Origin of the sequence: Pseudomonas mucoides, assembly GCF_015461845.1 — a bacterium.
Classification (GTDB): Bacteria; Pseudomonadota; Gammaproteobacteria; order Pseudomonadales; family Pseudomonadaceae; genus Aquipseudomonas; species Aquipseudomonas mucoides.
The window spans coordinates 162,276-185,161 of sequence record NZ_JACOPW010000011.1; the positions used below are offsets into that span (position 1 = coordinate 162,276).

2 protein-coding genes and 2 pseudogenes are annotated in these 22,886 nt (G+C 63.2%); all 4 read right to left on the minus strand.

What is annotated here, in order from left to right:
- Nucleotides 1-26: 26 nt before the first annotated feature.
- A complete protein-coding gene (locus H8F22_RS30655) occupies nt 27-11,804 on the minus strand; it encodes a non-ribosomal peptide synthase/polyketide synthase (RefSeq protein ID WP_194941071.1) in 11,778 nt (3,925 codons plus the stop codon).
- Entirely contained in the window at nt 11,804-12,193 is a 390-nt protein-coding gene (locus tag H8F22_RS33245; RefSeq protein ID WP_456107252.1) for a phosphopantetheine-binding protein, read from the minus strand. Before H8F22_RS33245 ends, H8F22_RS30655 begins: the two co-directional genes overlap by 1 nt.
- A pseudogene (locus tag H8F22_RS33250) lies at nt 12,167-13,621 on the minus strand (amino acid adenylation domain-containing protein); the annotation flags it as partial. The gene H8F22_RS33245 and the pseudogene H8F22_RS33250, both read right to left, overlap by 27 nt.
- 72 nt (nt 13,622-13,693) lie before the next feature.
- A pseudogene (locus tag H8F22_RS30660) lies at nt 13,694-22,771 on the minus strand (amino acid adenylation domain-containing protein); the annotation flags it as partial.
- Nucleotides 22,772-22,886 lie beyond the last annotated feature (115 nt).

Below are 22,886 nucleotides of genomic sequence, written 5' to 3' on the forward strand. Positions count from 1 at the left end.
GGGCACGCCTTGCGCCTACAGAAACGTCATGCAATGACCCTGCGACGCTCCAACAGGTCTTCCAACTCATCCAGCAACCCGTCGCTACGCAGCAATTCGTAATGTCCGCCGGCCAACAGGCGATCCACACCATGGCTGCCGACCTGCGCCTCGAACACTCGACGCTCCTCCTCGCGCTCGGCCACCCACCAGCGGTGCGCCGCTGCTTGAATCACCGGCAGTTGCCGATGCGCCAGCGCCAGTTGCTTGAGGCGTGAACCTGTCGCGAAGATCTGCGTGAGTTCCCCTGCGCCCAACGTGGCTTGTTCGTTGGAGCCGTGCATGACCGCCTCGATCACGGCGCTGGAACCTTCACGCTCGTTCAAGTCCGCGGCTTTCAGCGCGATCAATGCCTGTGCCTCATCGGCCGGCAACCCCAGCACAAACTTCAGGAAGTCCCCCAGATCCTCGCGCCAGTCCCCCGCTTCTGCCGTGCCCGCCACGTAACTGTCGATCAGCCCGGCAAACGCAACCGTTTCACCCCGGGATTCCAGTTCGTGAGCGACCAATTGCGTCAACGCACCGCCCAACGACCAGCCCAACACGTAATACGGCCCCTTGGCCTGCTGACCGCGAATCCGCTGCGCATAGGCTTGCGCCATGGCCAGCAGCGACTCGTCCTGCCACTGCGGATCAAGCAGCATGCGGCATTGCACGCCGTACACCGTGCGCCGTCCTTCCAGGCGTCGCGCCAGCGGTTCGTAGTCGAACACCGTGCCGAAACCGGCGTGCAGGCAGAACAACGCCGGCACGTTGGGGATCCGTGCATTCAACGCCAGCAACGGGTCCGGTGCGGTCGCCGGTTCAGCCAACTGATAGTCGCTGAGCTCAGCGATGCACGGTTTCTGCATCAGATCCCGCAGCTTCAATTCAAAGCCCAATTGCGGCTGACTGCGCACCCGCGAAATCACTTTGAGCACCTGCAACGAATCGCCGCCGAGTTCGAAGAAGTTGTCGTCGATGCCCACTTGCGGCACGCCAAGTACCTCTTGCCAGATCGCGGTCAGCGCCGTTTCCAGCGGGTTGCGCGGCGCGCGATAGCCGCCAAGCGCCCATTCCGGCGCAGGCAGTGCGCGACGATCAAGCTTGCCGTTGGCCGACAGCGGGAAGCACTCCAGGACCCTGATCCGCGCCGGCACCATGTAATCCGGCAGTTGCGCTTGCAGTTCGGCCTTCAAGCGACGATCCAGACCGACTGCGCCGGCCGCCACCACATAACCGACCAATTGCTTGCCGGTCGGTGTGTCGTGAACCACCACGGCGGCATCCTGCACGCCCGCGCACTCACGCAGGCGCGCTTCGATCTCGCCCGGTTCGATACGGAAACCACGGATCTTCACTTGCTGGTCGAGCCGTCCCAGGTAGTCGATCAACCCGCACTCGCGCTGGCGCACCAGGTCGCCGGTGCGGTACATGCGGCCACCGGCCTCGAACGGATCGGGGATGAAACGCTCGGCGCTCATGCCCGGACGCTGGTGATACCCCCGCGCCAGGCATTCGCCGCCCAGGTACAGCTCGCCGCTGACGCCGACCGGCAACGGATTGAGGTCGGCATCAAGCACGTACACACCACGCCCGGCCACGCCTCGACCAATCGGCGCATACGCCGCGTCGCAGGTTTCGCTGGTCTCGGCACGCCACAACAGCGGCGTGACCACGGTTTCGGTCGGGCCATAGCCATTGACCAGACGCTGCGGACGCAAGGCGCGTTTGACCTGTTCGAAACTGGCGTCCGGCACCGCGTCACCGCCAAAGCAATACACCTCGACCGCTGGTGGATTGCCCAGACGCTCGGCGACTTCGGCCATCTGTTGCAGGTACGCCGGCGGGAAGCAGGCGACGGTGACGGCATGACGATGCAACACTTCCAGGGTCTGTTCCGGGGTCCACACAGTGTCCTCGCGGATCACCAGACTGCCGCCGGCCAACAGCACACTCAGCCAACGCTCCTGAGCGCCGTCGAAGGCGAACGACATGAAGTGCAATTCACGGCTGCGCGGTGCCAGTTCGTAGAGTTCGATAATGTCGCGGCAATGCCGGGCAATCGGCCCGCGTTCCACGGCCACGCCTTTGGGTTGGCCGGTGGAGCCGGAGGTGTAGATCAGGTACGCCAGATGCCCCGGCAACGAATTGGAAAGCGGGCACGCCGCGTTGTCGACGACGCGCAACTGATCGAACGGCAGGCGTGGTGGGCTATCCGCCAACGGCAGCCGTTCGCCCAGATCGCTGTCGCAGAGCAACAGACTCGCGGCCGAATCGCTCAACATATAAGCCAGTCGCTCGGCCGGGTACGCCAGGTCCAAAGGCAGGTAAGCCGCCCCCGCTTTAAGCACCGCGAGGAACGCAATGATGGTGCGTTCGGAACGCGGCAACGCTACCGCCACCAGACTTTCCGCGCCGATGCCCCGGTCGATCAACTGCTGCGCCAGCCCATTGGCTTGCGCCTCAAGCTGCGCATAGCTGACGTGCCGATCCTCACAGATCAAGGCGATTTTCTGTGGCTGCGTCTGTACATGCTGATTGAACGCGTGCAACACATCGGCGCTGTCGGTCGACGCTTGCGGCAGGCTGATACGCGATTCAGGCAGGCCAATGGTGCCGAGCAGACACGTCGCATCTTCCGGCAACGCACGCAGCAACCCTTCAAGCTGCGCACGAATACGCTCTACTTCCACGTCACTGAAGCGGTCCCGCAGGAACAGGTACTCGACTTCCAAACCTTCTTCGTTGGCACTGACCATCAAGTCCATCGGGAAGTTGGTCACGCCACCGCTGCCGACCTCGGCAAAACGTAGCTCACCTTCCTCACCCCCGCGCAGCGCGCGGTCCACCGGATGGTTTTCGAACACGATGATGCTGTCGAACAAACCCTGGCCACCCTGCCCGGCCCAACGCTGAATGTCCGACAACGGCGTGTGTTCGTAGTCGCGGACCATCAAGTTGTAGTCCTGCAACTCGCGCAACCACTCGCCCAACGGCTGTTGCGGATCAAGCGTCTGGATCACCGGCAAGGTGTTGATGAACAGGCCGAGCATGTCCTGCGCTCCGGCCAATCCGGTCGGACGCCCCGCCACCGTGGCGCCGAACGCGACGCTGCGCTGGCCGCTGTGGCGTTGCAACAGCAACAACCACGCACCTTGCACCAGGGTGTTCAGCGTCACGCGTTGACGCTTGGCAAAGGTGTGCAGTTTGCGCGTCGCCTCGCTGTCGAGGTTGCTGTACATCACGCCGTGCCCGGAGCCAGCGGCACCCGAGGCCTTGGCCAGAATGGTCGGTTCTTCGAGCAATGCCAGGCGCTCGCGCCAGAAGCCTTCGGCCTGCGCTCCGTCCTGACGCTGCAGCCAAGCGATGTAATCGGCGTAGCGACCGGTCAGGCTCGGCAAGGTGTCGTTGTGGTACAGGCGCAGCATGTCGCCCAACAGACGCGAGGCGCTCCAGCCGTCCAGCAGCAAGTGGTGGTAAATCCAGATCATCTGGTAACGGTCATCACCGAGGCGCACCAGGATGAAGCGCATCAGCGGCGGGCAGCTCAGGTCGAAGCCCTTGGCCTGTTCCGCGGCGGCCAGTTCCTGCAACGCATGCTCGGTGTCGCTGCGCTCACGCCAGTCGAGTTCTTCGATGGGCAACTCGACGTCGGCGAACACCGCTTGCAGCGGATCGGCCAAGCCGTCGCGCCAGCGGAACGCCGCCCGCAGCACTTCGTGACGCTCCACCAGAATCTGCCACGCCGCGCGGAAACGCGGCACCTGCAAACCGTCCACCGCCACGCTCAACTGGTTGACGTAAGGGTTGAGTTCCGGTGAATCGAGACAATGGAACAACATGCCTTGCTGCATCGGCGACAACGGATACAGGTCTTGCAGACCTTCACGGGCGGCAACGTCGATGTGCGGCACCAGCGCAAACGCCGGGACTGTCGGCACGTCAACCAACGCCGCTTCACGGCTGCTGGCCACCACGGCCAACGCACGAATCGTCTGTTGTTCGAACAGTTGCTTCGGACTGAACACCAACCCGCGCTGCCCGGCACGGCTCACCGCTTGCAGCGAGATGATCGAATCCCCGCCCAGTTCAAAGAAGTTCTCGGTGACGCCCACCGACTCCAGCCCCAGCAGTTCCTGCCAGATCTCCACCAGCAGCGCTTCGGCCGGCGACGCGGCGACGACGTGATCGTGCTGCTGCCGAGTGGCCTCAGGCGCCGGCAGTCCTTGGCGATCAAGCTTGCCATTCGGCGTCAGTGGCAACGCCGCCAGGCACATCAAATGCGCCGGCAGCATGTGTGCCGGCAAGCGGCTGCGCAGATGAGCCGTCAGCGCTTCACGCAGGTCCTGCTCATCGGCGAGCGGATCACGCGGCACCACGTAACCGACCAATTGGCGACTGACCGGGCCGTCGCGGTCGATCACAAAGGCTTCACGCACGCCTTTATGTTCAAGCAGGCAGGCTTCGATTTCGCCGAGTTCGATACGGAACCCGCGAATTTTCACTTGCTGGTCGATCCGGCCCAGGTACTCAACGACGCCATCGGCACGGAACCGCGCAAGGTCACCACTGCGGTACAAACGCGCACCCTGCACGAACGGATCCGGCACAAAACGTTCAGCCGTCAAATCGGGACGCTGATGGTAACCCCGGGCGACACCCTCGCCGCCCAGGTACAACTCGCCCGCGACGCCGACCGGCAGCGGCTGCAAACCGCCGTCCAGAATATAGGCGCTGCGATTGCCCACCGGCCGGCCTATCGGCATGAATGCCGAGTCGAATTCGGTATCCGGGTACGCCAGCCAGATCAGCGGCGTGATCACCGTTTCGGTCGGGCCGTAACCGTTGATCAGTCGTTTCGGTTGCAGCACCTGTTGCACTTCATCGAAGGCATGTTTGGCCATGCCTTCACCACACGGGGTGTAGGAACGGATCGGCAGGTCACGCCCCGCTTCGCCCATGAAATCGGCGATCTGCGCCAGGTAACTCGGGGTGAAACAGGCGATGGTGATGCCGTGTTTTTCGATCTCGGCGCAGGTGCGCTCGACACTCCACAACTCATCGTCACGGGGCATCACCGCCGAACCGAACACCAGCGGCGTCAGCCAGCGCTCGTGGGCGCCGTCGAAGCTGATCGAGGCGAATTGCAGCTCGCGGTCGTCCGGGGTCATGCCGTACAACTCGCCAATCGACAGGCAATGCATGGCCAACGGACCGTGGGCCACGCTGACGCCTTTTGGCCGCCCGGTGGAGCCCGAGGTGTAGATCAGGTAGGCGAGGTTGTCGCCACAGGTGAGGTTGACCGGGTTGGTGTCAGCCATCGATTCCAGCGGTTCGCGGTCGACTTCCAGCACTGGCAGACCTGGCGGCAACGGCAGTTTTTCCCGCAGCCACGACTGGCTGATCAGCAGCGCAATGCCGCTGTCTTCCATCAGATAACGCAGACGTTCGGCCGGGTACGCCGGGTCCAGCGGCACGTAAGCACCGCCGGCCTTGAGGATCGCCAGCAGGCCGATGATCATTTCCGGCGAACGCTGCATCGCCAGGCCGACCCGCACTTCCGGGCCGATGCCCAGTGCGCGCAAGCGATAGGCCAGTTGATTGGCGCGACGGTTGAGCTGGTCGAAGCTCAGTTCCAGGTCGTTGAAGATCAACGCGGTGGCGTTCGGGCGGATAACCGCTTGGGCTTCGATCAATTGATGCACGCACAGCGGGTTTGCCGTGGCGGTGAACGCAGGGTTCCACTCGACCAATTGTTGCGCGCGTTCCGGCGCGGTCAGCAGCGCCAGTTCACTCAATGCGGCCTGAGGCGCGGCGACCATCGCTGACAGCAGCGCGGCCAAATGCTCGCTCATGCGGACAATCGCTTCGGCGCTGAAGTGAGCGCACTGATAGCTCCAGTTCAGGCTGAGCTGGCGTTCAGCAGTCGCCGCCAGGGTCAGCGGGAAGTTGGTGCGTTCATGGTTCTGCGGGACCGAGAAGCTCAACCCGGCCGGTGCGCCCCGTTGCAGCGCTTCGGCCACCGGGAAGTTTTCGAACACCAGCAGGCTGTCGAACAGCGGCTCGCCGGCCCGCCCGGCCCAGCGCTGAATGTCGCCCAAGGCGGTGAATTCATGCTCACGCAATTGGAGGTTCTGCGCCTGCAAGCGAGTCAACCAGTGGCCGACACTTTCAAGCGCATCTGGCGTGCTGATCACCGGCAAGGTGTTGATGAACAGCCCGAGCTGGCTTTCGGCCCCTGGCAAATCGACCGGCCGCCCCGCCACGGTCGCGCCAAACGCCACGCTACGCTGGCCACTGTAGCGTTGCAACAGCAGCGCCCACGCGCCTTGCACCAAAGTGTTGAGCGTAACTTTCTGCTGACGGGCGAACTCGCTGAAGCGTTGGCTGGTGCCAACATCGAACGTCTGGCGATGGTCGCCAAACCCTGCCGTCGACAGGTGTTTACCGCCGCCATGGGCCAGGCTCTGCGCCAACAGCGTCGGGTTGTCGAGGTTGGCCAGTTGCTCGCGCCAGAACAGTTCATCGGCCTGCGCGTCCTGACGTTGCAGCCAGCCGATGTAATCGGCGAAACGCCCGGTGGGCGCCTGCACCGCTTGCCCGGCATACCGCTGCAGGACTTCACTGAGTAACAGCGAATTGCTCCAGCCATCCAGCAACAGGTGATGGTGGGTGTAGATCAGTTGTTGGCGATCATCGTCGAGTCGCACCAACGTCAAGCGCATCAACGGCGCCCGGGTCGGGTCGAGTTGCAAGCGTTCGTTGTCAATCAATTGAATCAACGCTTCGGCCTGATCGCCACGACGACGCCAGTCTAGGCAGGTCATCGGCAAGTGCAGATGACGATGGACCAACTGCACCGGCGCTTCGAATCCCTCCGGGAAGTGGAAACTGCTGCGCAGGATCGGATGGGTGTCGAGCACCGCTTGCCATGCACGGCCCAGTCGTTCGGCGTCGAGGCCACGGACTTCGACGCTGAGCTGGTTCACGTAGGCGCCAGACTCCCCCTCATACAGGCTGTGGAACAACAAACCGGCCTGCATCGGCGACAGCGGATACACGTCCTCGATCTGCGCCGGCGGCACCGGCAGATCATCGAGTTGCGCCTGGGTCAGCCGCGCCAGCGGGAAGTCCGCCGGGGTCACGCCGCCCGCGCCATCGCTCAGGCAATGGGCGATCAGCGCCAGCAGTTCGATACGGAAATCTGCCGCCAGGGCTTCGATTTCGCGCCGGTCGAAGCATTCGCGGCTGAAGGTCCAGTCGAGCTTCAGTTCGCCGCCATAGACCTGACCGTCCACCGACAGCCAGTTCGGCAACGGTGCCTCGGCCGATTGCGCGGCACCGCTGGATTCGCGGGCCGGGGTGAACAACGCGTCCTCGGCAAAGCTCTGGTCGAACTGGCCGAGGTAGTTGAACGTCACCCGCGCCTGCGGCAACGCGGCCAGTGCCGCTTGGGTCGACGCATCGCCCATGTAGCGCAACAGGCCGTAGCCCATGCCTTTGCCGGGGATTTCGCGCAGTTGCTGCTTGATCGCCTTGATCGAACCCGCCAGGTCGGCGGTCGGCGTCAGGCGCACCGGGAACAGGCTGGAGAACCAGCCGACGGTGCGGGTCAGGTCGATGTCGTCGAACAGTTCTTCGCGGCCATGGCCTTCGAGCTGAATCAGCGCCGATTGGTCGCCGGTCCAGCGGCTGAGGGTGCGGGCCAGTGCGGTCAGCAGCAGGTCGTTGACTTGCGTGCGGTAGATCGCCGGCGCCTGTTGCAGCAATTGGCGGGTTTGTTCACGGTCCAGACCGATGCTGACGCCCTGGCGCAGATGCCCGGCCTGACTGGCGTGGGCATTGGCCGCCGGCAACCAATCATTCGCCACGCTCAGCTGCGCCTGCCACCAACTCAGTTCATCAGTGGCTGCTTCGGAGCGTGCATAGGCGTCGAGTTTCCCGGCCCACGCCTGGAAAGCGCTGGTCTTCGGCGGCAGCGCTTGCTCAAGGTAGGCCGCCTGCAAATCTTCCAGCAACACCCGCCAGGACACACCGTCCACCGCCAAGTGGTGAATCACCAAGAGCAAACGCTGGGAGCCATCGGCTTGCGCAATCAACGCCACGCGCAGCAAGGGACCGTCTTGCAAACTGAGGCTGCGTTGCGCTTCATCGCACACCGATTCCAGCGAGGCATCACTGGCCACGCGAGCGGTCCAGAGCATGTCGATCACGTCCGCGCTGTCGGCCCCGACATAACGCGCCGACCATTGGCCTTCGACCTGACTGAAGCGTAAACGCAGGGCATCGTGCTGCTTGAGCAGGCGTTGCAGCGCGGCTTGCAGGCGCGGCAGTTCGAGGGTTTCGCGCGGCGTCAGCAACACGGCCTGGTTCCAGTGCGCGCGTTGCGGGATGGGTTCGGCGAAGAACCAGCGCTGGATCGGCGTGAGTATTTGCACACCGTCCACTGGCCCTTGTTGCGCCAGCGGCGCGGCGTGCTCTTTGACCACCGCGGCCAGCGCTTGCAAGGTCTGCTGCTGGAACAAGTCGCGGGGTTGCAGGCTCAGGCCTGCACGACGCGCACGGCTGACCACTTGAATCGAGATGATCGAATCACCGCCCAATTCAAAGAAGTTGTCCTGACGCCCGACCTGCTCCACGCCCAATACGTCCTGCCAGATCTGCGCCAGCACTTGCTCGTGTTCGCTGCGCGGTGCTTCGAAAGCGCGTTGGCTGATGTGCGCGGTGGGCGCGGGCAGGCGTTTGCGGTCGAGCTTGCCGTTGGGACTCAAGGGCATTTGTTCGATCAGCACGGTCTGCGCCGGCACCATGTAATCCGGCAGGCTCGCGAGCAGATGGCTTTTCAGGGTTTCGCGCCACGCGCCTTGTTGATCGGCAGTGGCCTCCAGCAGTGCGCGATCCTGCGGCACGAGATACGCGACCAATTGCTTGCCGCTCGGACCGTCGAGGGCCAGTACCACGGCTTCCTGCACGTCGGCATGTTCTTGCAGGCGCGCTTCGATTTCGCCCAGTTCGATGCGCAAACCGCGAATCTTCACTTGGTGGTCGATGCGCCCGCAGTAATCGATGGCGCCGTCGGTGCGATATCGCGCCAGGTCACCGGTACGGTACAGGCGCTCGCCGCTGCCGAACGGATCGACCACGAAACGCTCGGCGGTCAACGCGCCGCGACGGTGATAACCACGCGCCAGGCCGACACCACCGAGGTACAACTCGCCCACCGCGCCCAGTGGCAATGGTTGCAGTTCACTGTCGAGGATGCAGGCGCGCAGGTTGGCAATCGGGCGCCCAATCGGCACGCTGTCGCGGCCTTCTTCCACGCAGGTCCAGTGGGTCACGTCGATGGCCGCTTCGGTCGGGCCATAGAGGTTGTAGAGGTTGGCGTGCGGCAGACTTCGTAGCGTCTGGCGTTGCAGCTCCATTGGCAGCGCTTCGCCGCTGCAAATGATCCGTGTCAGCGAGGTGCAGGCCAAAGATTCGTCAGCGCCGATGAACGCGGAAAGCATCGACGGCACGAAGTGCAGCGTGGTGATGGCTTGCTCGACGATCAACGCAGCGAGGCGTTGCGGATCGCGATGCTCACCCGGCGCGGCGATGACCAGCGTGGCGCCTTGCGTCAAAGGCCAGAAAAACTCCCACACCGACACGTCGAAACTGAACGGTGTTTTTTGCAGCACGCGGTCGGTCGGCAGCAGGTTGTAGGCGTCTTGCATCCACTCCAGACGGTTATGCAGCGCCACATGGCGGTTGCCCGCACCTTTGGGTTTGCCGGTGGAACCGGAGGTGTAGATCACGTAGGCGAGGTTTTCGCCGACGGCCCGACTCTTTAAATCAGAAGCAGGCAAATCAGTGCCGGGCAGATCGTTCAGCCAATCAGCCTCGGGGCGCAGGCACAAGGTCCGCAGGGTATCGGGCGTCGGCAATTGCGCCAGCAGATGTTCCTGGGTCAGCAACAACGAAATACCGCTGTCTTCGATCATGTAGCTCAGGCGATCCCGCGGGTATTCCGGGTCCAGCGGCACATACGCGCCACCGGCCTTGAGAATCGACAGCAGGCCGACCACCATTTCAAACGAACGCTCGCAGGCAATCCCGACAATCACTTCCGGGCCGACACCCTGGGCGCGCAGGTGATGGGCCAGGCGGTTAGCGCGCAGGTTCAGTTCGGCGTAACTCAGGGTCTGGCCCTGGAACACCAGCGCCGTCGCCGCGCCGTTTTCAGCCACGCGCTCTTCGAAATGGCGCTGTACGCAGACGTCGCCCGGATAAGCCTGAGCGGTGTCATTGAGTTCATCGAGAATGCGCAGACGCTCGTCGGCGTCCAGCAGCGGCAACTCGGCGAGCGGGCATTGCGGGTTCGCCAGCACGCCGGCCAACAGGTTGCGCCAGTGGCGGGCCAGATGCTCGATGCGCTCGGCGTCGAACAGATCGGTGGCATACGTCAGGCTGGCGAACAGCTTGTCGCCCTCCTCCTGCGTGTCCAGTTGCAGGTCGAATTGCGTGGTATGCGCCGTGGCGTTCAGCGCTTCGACCCGCAGGCCGGCGAGCAAGCCGCTGACCGCTGCCGGTTTGGCTTGCTGGTGGTTGAACATCACCTGGAACAGCGGGCTGTGGCTGAGGCTGCGTTCACCTTGCAGCGCCTGCACCAGACGTTCGAACGGCAAGTCCTGATAATCCTGGGCGTCCAGCGACGCGGTGCGGGTCTGGTCGAGCAATTGGCTGAACGGCAGGCGACCGTCCAGTTCGGCGCGCATCACCTGGGTGTTGACGAAGAAGCCGATCAGGCCACGGGTTTGCGCACGGTTACGATTGGCAATCGGCACGCCGATGCGCACGTCGGACTGGCCGCTGTAGCGATAGAGCAAGGCCTGAAAACTTGCCAGCAACAGCATGAACGGGGTAACGCCGCGCTGTTTGGCCAGGCTCATCAGGCCGCTGGCCAGGTTTGCATCGAGGGCGAAATCCAGACGTGCACCGCGCTGGCTCGGTTGTGCCGGGCGTGGGCGATCAGTCGGCAACTCCAGCAGCGGTTGTTCGCTGCCCAACGTGTCACGCCACCAGTTGAGCTGACGTTCCAACTCCCCCGCTTCCATCCAGCGACGCTGCCACACGGCGTAGTCGGAATACTGGATCGGCAGCGGTTCCAGCGCTGCGTTTTGCCCTTGGCAATGCGCGGCGTAGAGACGGGAGAACTCCTCCACCAACACGCCCATCGACCAGCCATCGGTGACAATGTGGTGCAGGGTCAACAGCAGCACATGGTCTTCGGCATCCAGTTGCAACAGGCTGACCCGCAACAGCGGCCCGTGTTGCAGATCGAATGGGCGAGCGATGTCCTGTTCGACGCTTTTCATCGCGAGATCGAGGCGATGTTCCTGAGGTTCGTCGCGCAGATCGATGTGTTCGATCGCCAGCGATGTGAACTCGGCCAGCGTCTGAACGACTTGACCGTCATCCTCGATAAAACGGCTGCGCAGGCTTTGATGCCGCTCCAACAACACATCAAAACTCTGCTGCAACGCTGCGACATTCAGCGGCCCGTGCAAGCGCAACGCCGCCGGGATGTTGTACGCAGCGCTCTGCGGGTCAAGCTGCCAGAGAAACCATTGGCGCTGCTGCGCGTATGACAGTTCAAAGCTCGTTTGCGGCTCGGCAGCCGGCGGAATCGGCAATTGGCCGAAGCTCACGCCCTGCTCTTGCATGCGGCTCAGAAACTCGCGGCGCTTGTCGGCGGGCAGGCCGGCGAAACGGCTGGCGATACGCTGGGCAGTGGTGTGTTCCATCAGTTGATCTCCATCTCGTCGAGAAGCGACTCAAGCGCATCAAGACGTGCATCGTTGTCAGCCGGGGCGTGTTGCCCGGCCATGGCGGCATAAGCCTGCAGGTCGGTGGATTCGAACAGCGCGCGCAGCGGCAGCTCGATGCCCAGTTCCAGTTCCACACGGGCACTGGCCTGGGCGGCGAGCAACGAATGCCCGCCCAGTTCAAAGAAATTGTCGCGCCGGCCGATCTGCGCCACGCCCAGCACCTCAGCCCAGATCGCCGACAGTTGCTGTTCGAGGACACCTTCGGGGGCTTCGAACGGACGTTGCCAGTCCTCGGCATCCGGCGCGGGCAAGGCCTTGCGATCGAGCTTGCCGTTGCCGGTCAGTGGCAAGGCGTCGAGCAACAACCAATGGCTCGGCACCATGTAATCCGGCAGATCGACCTTGAGCGCGGAGCGCAGGGTGTCGCGCCAGGCAATCGGGTCATGCGGGGTGTGCTCGGCCACCACGTAGGCGCACAACTGCGCTCCGCCGTCGCCGTTGTGGACGTTTAATACCGCTTGGCGCACGCCCGGTTGGGCCAGCAGCGCGGCTTCGATTTCGCCGAGTTCGATGCGAAAACCGCGAATCTTCACTTGCTGGTCGATGCGGCCAAGGTAGTCAATGCTGCCATCGACACGCTGGCGCGCCAGGTCACCGCTGCGATAGAGGCGTTGGGAAGCGTCAAACGGGCTCGGCACAAAACGCTCGGCGGTCAGGCCGAAACGCCCGTGATAACCGCGCGCCAGGCCGGCGCCCGAGATATACAACTCGCCTGCAACGCCCACCGGTACTGGCTGTAACTGACTGTCGAGCAAGTACCACCGCAGGTCGCGGATCGGCAGGCCAATCGGGCTCAGGGCCTTGCCGTGCAGGTCGGCCAGACGAATCGCACGGTAGGTCACGTGCACCGTGGTTTCGGTGATGCCGTACATGTTGACCAAGGTGGGTTGCTGGTCGCCAAAGCGTTCGAACCAGGGTCGCAGGCTCGCGACGTCGAGGGCCTCACCGCCGAAAATCACCTGCCGCAGGGCCATGCTGCGCGGGCTGGAGCAGGCAATCGGCATCAGTTGGCGGAACGCGCTCGGGGTCTGGTTCAGCACCGTCACACCTTCATCGCAGAGCAAACGGTGAAACGCTTGCGGCTCGCGGCTGATGTCATGCGGCACGATCACCAGGCGTCCGCCGGTGCACAGCGAGCCAAACAGCTCCCACACCGAAAAGTCGAAGGCGTAGGAATGGAACAGCGTCCAGACATCGTTCGGGCCGAAGTTGAACTCGTCGGCGGTGGCGCTCAGCAGGCGCCCGACGTTGGCATGGCTGAGCAATGCGCCTTTGGGCCGCCCGGTAGAACCGGAGGTGTAGATCACGTACGCGAGGTTGTCAGCGGCCGCCAGCGACGGCAGGTTGTCGTCGCTGAAGGTGTCCAGCTCCAGCGATTCCAGGATCAGCACCTGCACGCCCTCGCAAGAGGGCAAACCGTCGATCAAATGCTGTTGGGTCAGCAGCAGCGTGAGGCCGCTGTCTTCGATCATGTAGCTCAGGCGCTCGGCCGGGTAGTGCGGATCGAGCGGCACGTAGGCACCGCCGGCCTTGAGAATCGCCAGCAAGCCGACCACCAGCGGCATCGCCCGCTCGGTGGCAATGCCGACCCGCACTTCCGGCCCGACACCCTGCTCCCGCAGCATGCGCGCCAGTCGATTGGCCCGGGCGTTGAGCGCGGCGTAGGTCAGTTGCTTGCCTTCGCAGACCAGTGCAATGGCGTTCGGCTGTTGCGCGGCTTGAGCTTCGAACATCCGGTGCAAGGTTGGCGACAAGGGTTGCGCCTCGAACGCCGGGTTCCAGTACTGGATCAACGCGTCGGATTGCGGTGCATGCAGCAGGGGTAATTCGGCGACGCGTTGCTGTGGATCATTGACCACCGCGCGCAGCAGATTCAGCCACTGCTCGGCGAGGCGCTGCATCGACGCCTCGTCGTACAGATCCGTGGCGTAAGTCAGGCTGGCATCGAGCGCTTCGTTCTGCTCCTGGGTGTCGAGTACCAAATCAAACTGGGTGGTCTGCTGCTGCCAGTGCAAACGCTCGACCTGCAAACCGGCCATGCTGCGCTCGACGCTCGCGCCCAACTGCTGCTGATGGTTGTAGAGCACCTGGAACAACGGGCTGTGATTGAGGCTGCGGTCCGGTTGCAAGGCATCGACCAATTGCTCGAACGGCACGTCCTGATGGGCTTGCGCATCCAGGGCAACCTGCTTGACCTGTTGCAGCAACGCACTGAACGGCTGCTGCCCATCGAACTGTGTACGCAGCACCTGGGTGTTGATGAAAAAGCCGATCAGGCCTTCGGTTTCAATACGCGAACGTCCGGCGCTTGGCACGCCGACGCTGATGCTCGACTGCCCGCTCTGTCGATGCAGCAAGGTCTGGAAACTCGCCAGCAACAGCATGAACAAGGTCACTTGCTGCTCTTGGGCACGCTGGCGCAAACCGGCCAGCAACTCGCGATCAACGTTCAGCATCAGGCTGGCGCCACGCTCAGAGCGACGGGCCGGACGGGTCAGCTCACTCGGCAACTCCAGCGGAGTCTGGCTGCCGGCCAGTTGTCCGCTCCACCATGCCAGTTGCCGTGCGCCCTCGCCGGCTTCCAGCCAGTCGCGTTGCCAACGGGCGTAGTCGCTGTAGTTCACCGGCAGGCTGGCCAGATCGGCACCATGGCCGTCGACGGCCGCCTGATACAGCGCGCTGAACTCATCGACCATGACCTGCATCGACCAGCCATCGGCAGCAATGTGGTGCACGGTGAGTACCAGCACGTGTTCGTCGGCGTTCACTTGCAGCAGCAAGACGCGCCACAGCGGGCCGTTTCGCAGGTCGAACGGCCGGGCGATTTCTTCCGTCACCGCGCTGTCCACCGACAGCTGATCGAGCGTGCGCAGTTCCAGTTGCAGCGCCAGCGTCTCATGCAGCACCGGACGCGCCTGCTGGCCATTCTGATCGAAGGTGGTGCGCAGGGTTTGGTGACGGGCCTGCAATTGCGCGAACGCTTCGCGCAACGCAGTGAGGTTCAGCGACCCCTTGAGGCGCAATGCAGCGGGAATGTTGTAGGCCGGGCTTTGCGGGTCCAGCTGCCAGAGAATCCATTGGCGTTGCTGGGCGTACGACAGCATCGGCGGTTGATCGACTGGCGCAGATTGCAGGACCGGCTGACCACTGATGTTCGCCAGCGCCGCACGCTCGGCAAATTCCGCCAGAGTCGCGGCCGAGAACAGGCTGCTCACCGACAATTCGAGGTGCACTTGCTGGCGCACCCGCGATATCACTTGAAGCACCAGCAACGAGTGACCGCCCAGTTCGAAAAAGTTGTCGTTGCGCCCTACTCGCTCGACCTGCAACACGTCCTGCCAGATAAGCGCCAGCTGCGTTTCCAGCCCTCGGGCCGGGGCCACGAAGTCACGTTGTACGTCGCTGACTTCAACGCGGGGCAAGGCCCTTCGGTCGAGTTTTCCGTTGGTGTTGAGCGGCAACCTGGCCAGCAGGATCAGGTGGCTTGGCACCATGTATTCCGGCAACGACTGACGCAGAACCGCCTTGAGACCTTCCAGATAGTCAGTTTCAGAAACCACCGCATCGTTGGCCACAACATATGCCACCAACTGCACGCCGTCCTGAGCGATGACCGCCGCTTCACGCACGTCCTCGCGAGCTTGCAGACAGGCTTCGATCTCGCCCATTTCAATGCGGAAACCGCGGATCTTTACTTGATGATCGATACGGCCGACGTATTCCAGATTCCCGTCAGCGTTGTAGCGCGCCAGGTCGCCGCTGCGGTACAGCCGCGCGCCCGGCTCACGGGCAAACGGGTCCGGCAGGAAACGTTCGGCGGTCAGCGCCGGGCGATCGAAGTAGCTTTGCGCAAGGCAGGCCGCTGCGCCGATGCACAGCTCGCCGACGCCACCGTTGGGCAACAACTGAACGGACGCATCCAGCACGTACAACGCACGACCGGCGATGGCGCGACCAATCGGAATGCCGAACGCATCGCTGGCATCCTCGAGACGGCATTCATGCACGCTGGACACCACGGTCGCCTCGGTCGGGCCGTAGGTGTTGAGCAGTCGCACGTGGCTCAATCCAGCTTGATGCCACAAGCGCAAACCTTCGACCGACATCGCTTCACCGCCGACATGCACCTGACGCAAATCGCCGAGATTGCTTATGTCGCCACTAGCACATTCGCGGGCGAGCAAATACCAATAGGCCGCTGGCAAGTCCGCCACGGTCACGCCTTGCTGGACGATTTCAGCCGCCAGTCGCCCGGCATCCCACAGCGCATCGCCACGCATGATCAACGCCGCGCCGACGCACAACGCCGGGAAGCATTGTTCGACGAAGCCGTCGAAACTGAAGGTCGCGAACTGCAACACGCGGTCCGCCGCCGACAGCACCGAATAGTCGGCGGCGCTTTGGCAGAACTCGCGTAATGCAGCGTGGGCGATGGCCACGCCTTTGGGTTGGCCGGTGGAGCCGGAGGTGTAGATGACGTAGGCCAGATCTTCGGCAACCGCATGGTTTTGCGGATCGTGTTCAGGGAAACCGACGTTGTCGTCGAGGCTGAGACGGCGCACGCCTTGACCACTTTCCAGCAGGCCGGATTCGCACAGCAGCACATCGAGGCGGCTGTCGTCGATCATGTAGGCCAGGCGTTCGGCCGGGTAGCTTGGGTCCAGCGGCACGTACGCCGCGCCGCTTTTCAGCACCGCCAGCAGGCTGACGATCAGTTGCGGCCCACGGTGCAGCGCCAGCCCGACACGCTTGCCGGGACCGGCACCGTTTTCAATCAGGCGATGGGCCAGGCGGTTGGCCTGGGTGTTCAGCTGGGCGTAGCTCAAGGATTGACCGTCTACCTGCAATGCCAGTGCATTCGGCGTATTGGCAGCCTGAGCGGCGATGTGTTCATGGACCAACAGGGTGGTGGATAACTGAACCGGGGCCGGCTGGCTGAGCGCAAGCAGCGCATTTTTGCCCTCGACATCGAGCAATTCCAGCGCGCCCAAAGCCGCGTCCGGCAGCGCCATCAACTGCATCAGCAGATGCTGCAGGTTGGCCGACAACTCAGCGATTTGCGCCGCACTGAACCGCGCCGCGTCGTAGCTGAAATCCAGGCTCAAACCCTCGCCCAGTTCGATGCCGAGGGTCAGTGGATAGTGCGTGCGCTCGTGGTTGTGCAGGTTGCCGAACGACAACCCGGCCGGTGCGCCCTGCTTCAGCGCTTCGGCGACCGGGAAATTTTCGAACACCAGCAGGCTGTCGAACAGCGCCGAACCCTGCTGCCCTGCCCAGCCTTGAATGTGGTAAAGCGGCACATGCTCGAACTCGCGCATGGCCAGGTTCAGCCCTTGCAGTTCGCCCAGCCATTGGCTGACGGTTTGCGCAGGCTTCATCGCGCAGACCAGTGGCAGCGTGTTGATGAACAGCCCGAGCTGTTCTTCGATCCCCGGCAGCGGCGCCGAACGACCCGCGACGGTGGCCCCGAAGACCACGCAATCCTGACCGGTGTAGCGGTGCAGCAACAGGCTCCACGCCGCTTGCAGCACGGTGTTGAGGGTGACTTTCTGTTGCCGGGCGAAGTCGGCCAGACGCTGGGTGGCGCGGTGGTCGAAGGCCACTCGATAGGCTTCGCTGCCCTCGGCACCCACGGGCGGGCGCAAGGCTTCGGCGAGCAAGGTGGGCGCTTGCAGCGACGCCAGCACGGCTTTCCAGAACTGCTCGCCAGCGACGGCGGATTGCTGCTGTAACCAGCCCAGATAATCGCGGTATTGCCCGGTCGGTGCCGACAGCGATTGCCCGCTGGCGTAATGCTGGATCACTTCGGCCAGTAACTGCGCGTTGCTCCAGCCGTCCATCAAAATGTGGTGGCTGGTGTAGATCAGGTGCCAGGCGTCAGTGTCGGCACGAACCAGCTTCAAGCGGAACAGCGGCGCGCGCCCCAATTCGAAACCGTGGGCGCGCTCGGCATCGGCCAGCGCCTCGGTGTCGGTCGCTTCCAGCACCTCGAGCGGCAATGCGACCTGACGGACGATCGCCTGATGCGCGGTGTCGAGTCCTTGCCAGTGGAAGCTGCTGCGCAGGATATCGTGGCGTTGCAGTGCGGTCTGCCAGGCACAGGCAAAGCGCTGCGGATCGAGGCCTTGAATGTCCAGGCGCAACTGACTGATGTACGCGCCGACGTGCGGTTCGTAGAGGGTGTGGAACAGCATGCCCTGTTGCATCGGCGACAGTGGATACAGGTCCTCAAGAGTTGCCACCGGCAATGCGTCGAGTTGCGTCTGGCTGAGGCGCGCCAGCGGGAAGTCGGACGGCGTGGCTTGCGGCACTTCAACGGCGCAGCAGTGATCGATCAGCGCTTTGAGTTCCTGCGCGTAGTCGTCCGCCAGACGCTGGATAGTCGCGGTGTCGAACATCTCGCGGCTGAAGCCCCAACTCAATGACAATTCGCCGCCGTAAACCTGGCCTTCAACTGTCAGCCAGTTGCCCAGCGGCGCCGACGGATCCTGCGCCACGCCGTTACCTTCGGTGGACGGCACGAACATTGCGCCGTCGTCGAACTGACGGTCGAATTGCCCCAGATAGTTGAAGGTAATGCGCGGTTGCGGCAACGCGGCAAGTTCGGCGCTCAACACCGAGCCGCCGAGATAACGCAATGCGCCATAGCCGAGTCCCTTGTCCGGCACGCCGTGCAGGTGTTCCTTGATGGTTTTGATCGAGGCGCCGAGATCACTCGACGGCACCAGATTGACCGGGAACAGACTGGTGAACCAGCCCACGGTGCGGATCAGGTCGATGTCGTCGAACAGGTCTTCGCGGCCATGCCCTTCCAGTTGAATCAGCGCACTGCCCTGCCCGCTCCAGCGACAAACCGCGCGCGCCAGTGCAGTCAGCAGCAGGTCGTTGACCTGGGTGCGATAGGCCGCCGGGGCGTGTTGCAGCAGTTTTCGGGTGTGTTCGGTATCGAGTTTGAGCTCGATTTTGTGCTCGAAACGGTTCTCCAGCGCGCCGTTCGGGCGGTCGCAGGGCAGACTATTCGCTGCTCTCTTCAGTTGGGTCAGCCAATAATCGAGGTTGTTTTCAAACGCTGGAAGATGATCTTGCAGACGGGCAACCCAGCGCTGATAGCCGCTGGTTTTAACCAACGACACCTTGTTGCCGCTGTAGAACTGCTGAAGATCTTCCAGCAGCACGCGCCAGGAGACACCGTCCACCGCCAGGTGATGAATCACCAACAGCAGGCGTTGTGTACCGTCAGCCATCGCCACCAGCAGCGCACGCATCAGCGGGCCATTTTGCAGATTGAGACTGCGTTGGGCTTCGTCGCACAGGGCGTTAAGTTCGTCGTCGGAGTGCGCCTGACGCTGCCACAGCACCGACTCCGTGGTCGGCGCGGCGTAGGTTTGCTGCCAGCCGTCAGCGGTCTGCTCGTAGCGCAGGCGCAAGCTGTCGTGGTGGGTCAGCAATTGCTCAAGGGCACGGTCCAGCGCCTCGGCGTTCAACACCTCGCGTGGCACCAACAGCAGCGACTGGTTCCAGTGCTGACGCTCGGGGATTGCCTGTTCGAAGAACCACTGTTGCACCGGCGCCAACGCCAGCGCGCCGATTGCCGGGCCCTGGTCGATCAACACCTGTTCGCCGCTGCGGGCCGCTTGGGCGAGACTGCGAATGGTCTGGTGCTGGAACAGGTCCCTGGGGCTCAACACAATCCCGGCTTGGCGCGCGCGACTGACCACTTGCATCGACACGATGGAGTCGCCGCCCAGTTCGAAGAAGTTATCCTCCAGACCGACGTTGTCGACAGCCAACACGTCCTGCCAGATCGCGGCGAGGGATTTTTCCAGTGCGCTGCGTGGCGCGACGTGTACGCGTTGTTGTTGTGAACCCTCAACCGCCGGCAAGGCTTTGCGGTCGAGTTTGCCGTTGGGGGTCAGCGGCAAGTGATCGAGGAACAGCAGGAACGCCGGGACCATGTAATCCGGCAGATGCTGGCGCAGTGCGGCTTTCAAGGTTTCACGCTGAGTCGCTTGAGCGTCGGTGTCGCCCAGCAACACGGGATCGTTCGGCACGATATAGGCCACCAATTGCTGGCCGTTGACCCCGTCCTGCGCCAGCACCGCCAGTTCGCGCACGGCGTCCTGCTGCAACAGCCGCGCTTCGATTTCACCGAGCTCGATGCGAAAGCCCCGAACCTTGACCTGATGGTCGATGCGCCCGACGTATTGCAACGTGGCGTCGGCCTGATAGCGGGTCAGGTCGCCGGTGCGGTACAGGCGCTCGCCATTGCGGGCGAACGGGTTTGGCACATATTTTTCGGCGGTCATGCCCGGCCGCGCGAGGTAACCACGGGTGATCCCCGCACCGCTCAGGTAAAGCTCGGCAGAGACACCTTGCGGCACCGGTTGCAGCTCGGCATCCAGCAAATAGCTGGCGGTGTGTTTGAGCGGGCGACCGATGTTCGCGTGGCCACCGGCCTCGCGTCGGGTCCAGGTCGAATACGTGGTGTCTTCCGACGGGCCATACAGGTCGTAGACGTGTTCGACGGTCGGTTGCTGATACAGCGCGTCCACCAGACTCTGCTTCAGCGGTTCCCCGGCGAGGTTGATGATGCGCACACACGGCGGAATCTGCCCGTCGCGCTGCAATGCATTGATCGCCGACGGTACGGTGTTGATCAGGCGTACTTGATCCCGCGCCAGCAGTTGCGGCAATTCCAGGGCATTGCGGGCGATGATCACCGAGCCGCCGTTGGCCAGGGTCACGAATAGCTCCCACACCGACAGGTCGAAGCACACCGAGGTCGAGGCCAGCACACCCTGGATGTCTTCGCGGCTGTAGACCGATGCCGACCAGTCGATCAGCGCCAGCACATTGCGATGGGCGATGGCCACGCCTTTGGGGTTGCCAGTGGAGCCGGAGGTGTAGATCACGTAGGCGAGGTTGTCCGGTGTGACGCCGGTTTCGGGGGCGTTTTCCGGGTACTCGGTCCACGTTTTGTCGCCCAGCAGCAACACTTGCATATCGGCTGTCACGGTCAATGTCGTGGCGACCGATTGCTCCGTCAGCAACACCAAGGCGCGGCTGTCTTCGAGCATGTAGGCGACGCGTTCGGCCGGGTAGTCCGGGTCCAGCGGCACGTAGGCGCCGCCGGCCTTGAGTACCGCCAGCAACGCCACCAGCAGGTTTTCCGAACGCTGCATCGCTACGCCGACGCGGACTTCCGGGCCGACACCCAGTTCGATCAGTTTGTGCGCCAGGCGATTGGCCTGAATGTCGAGTTCTGCGTACGTCAGCCGCCGGGTGCCGAAGGTCACCGCCAATGCATTCGGACTGGCCGCGGCTTGCTGGCTGATCCGTTCATGAATGCACAGGTCTTGCGGGTAGTATGCGTCGGCGCGATTCCAGTCATGCACGATGCGCTGGAATTCCGCGCTTTCCAGCAGCGGCAAATCGCTGATGCGCTGCGTCGGATCGCTGACCATGCCTTGCAGCAGACGGGTCCAGTGCTGCGCCATGCGCGTGATGGTGTCGGCGTCGAACAAGTCGTTGGCGTAGGTCAACGCCGCATGCAACTTGCCACCTTTTTCGTAGGTGTCGAGGGTCATGTCGAACTGCGTGGTGCGCCCTTCCCACTCGATCACGCCCAGCGCCAGGCCGGACGCCGTGCTGACCGTGGCAATGTCCGCGACCTGTGGCTGGTGGTTGTACATCACCTGGAACAGCGGCGTATGGCTGAGGCTGCGTTCCAGTTTCAGCGCCTCGACCAGACGCTCGAACGGCAAATCCTGATGGGCCTGGGCACCGAGGGCAGTTTCCTTGATGGCGCGCAGCAAGTCGTCGACGCGGGTCTGGCCGTCGAGTTGCGTGCGCAATACTTGGGTGTTGACGAAGAACCCGATCAGGCCTTCGATCTCGGCGCGATTGCGGTTGGCAATCGGCACGCCGACGCGGATATCGGTCTGCCCGGTGTAACGATGCAACAGCGCGTTGAAGGCGCCGAGCAACAGCATGAACAAGGTAATGTTGTGTTTCTGCGCAGTGGCGCGCAGTTGTTCCGCCAGTTGTGCGTCAACGGCAAATTCGTAGCGAGTGCCGCGATAGCTCGGCATTGCCGGGCGCGGGTGGTCGGTGGGCAGTTCCAGCACAGGGTGTTCATTGCCCAACTGTGTTTGCCAGTAATCGAGTTGGCGCGCCTGCTCGCCCGCTTCCAGCCAGCGGCGTTGCCACAGGGCGTAGTCGCTGTACTGGATCGGCAATGGCGCGAGTTGTGGTTGTGTACCCGCGTCGAACGCGTCGTAGCAGCGGATGAATTCGTCGATCAGCACGTTCATCGACCAGCCGTCAGACACGATGTGGTGCAGAGTCAGCAGCAGCACGTGTTCCAGATCGGCGAGTTTGAGCAAAGTGACGCGCAGCAACGGGCCGACTGACAGATCGAACGGCTGCACCGATTGCTGTTCGGCGGCTCGCGCAACGGCGAGTTCGCGCTCCGTGGCCGGGAGCGCGCTGAAATCCACATGATTGATGACCAGCGGCGCGCTGGCCGGTACTTGCAGCAAGCGGTCGTCGGTCTGGCGCTGGAACACCGTGCGCAGGGTTTCGTGACGTTCAACGAGGCTGGCGAACGCTTGCTCCAGCGCGGGCAGGTTAAGCCGCCCGGTCAGGCGCACCGCGCCCGGCAGGTTGTACGCGCCGCTGTGCGGGTCCAGTTGCCAGAGAAACCACATGCGTTGCTGTGCGTATGACAACACTTGGCGATCCTCGGCCTCGATGTCAGCCGGGATGGGAAACCGGGCGAAATCAACGCCCTCCTTGTGCAAGGCCGCAAGGAACATCTGGCGCTTTTCCAGGGGCAACCCGATAAACCGGCGAGCGAGTTTCAAGGAGTCTTCAGCATTCATTTCTAAGCATCCGGATCAGTGGCGGGAAGCACAAAGGCACGTCGTCCCTATAAAACGAATGCACACCGGAAAAATTAACGAATGAGAATAAGTATCAGGAAGGAGACAGAACGCG

Bases quoted from the DNA above. Each gene is read 5' to 3' on its own strand.
- H8F22_RS30655 (WP_194941071.1), bottom strand. From the start codon at position 11,804: ATGGAACACACCACTGCCCAGCGTATCGCCAGCCGTTTCGCCGGCCTG.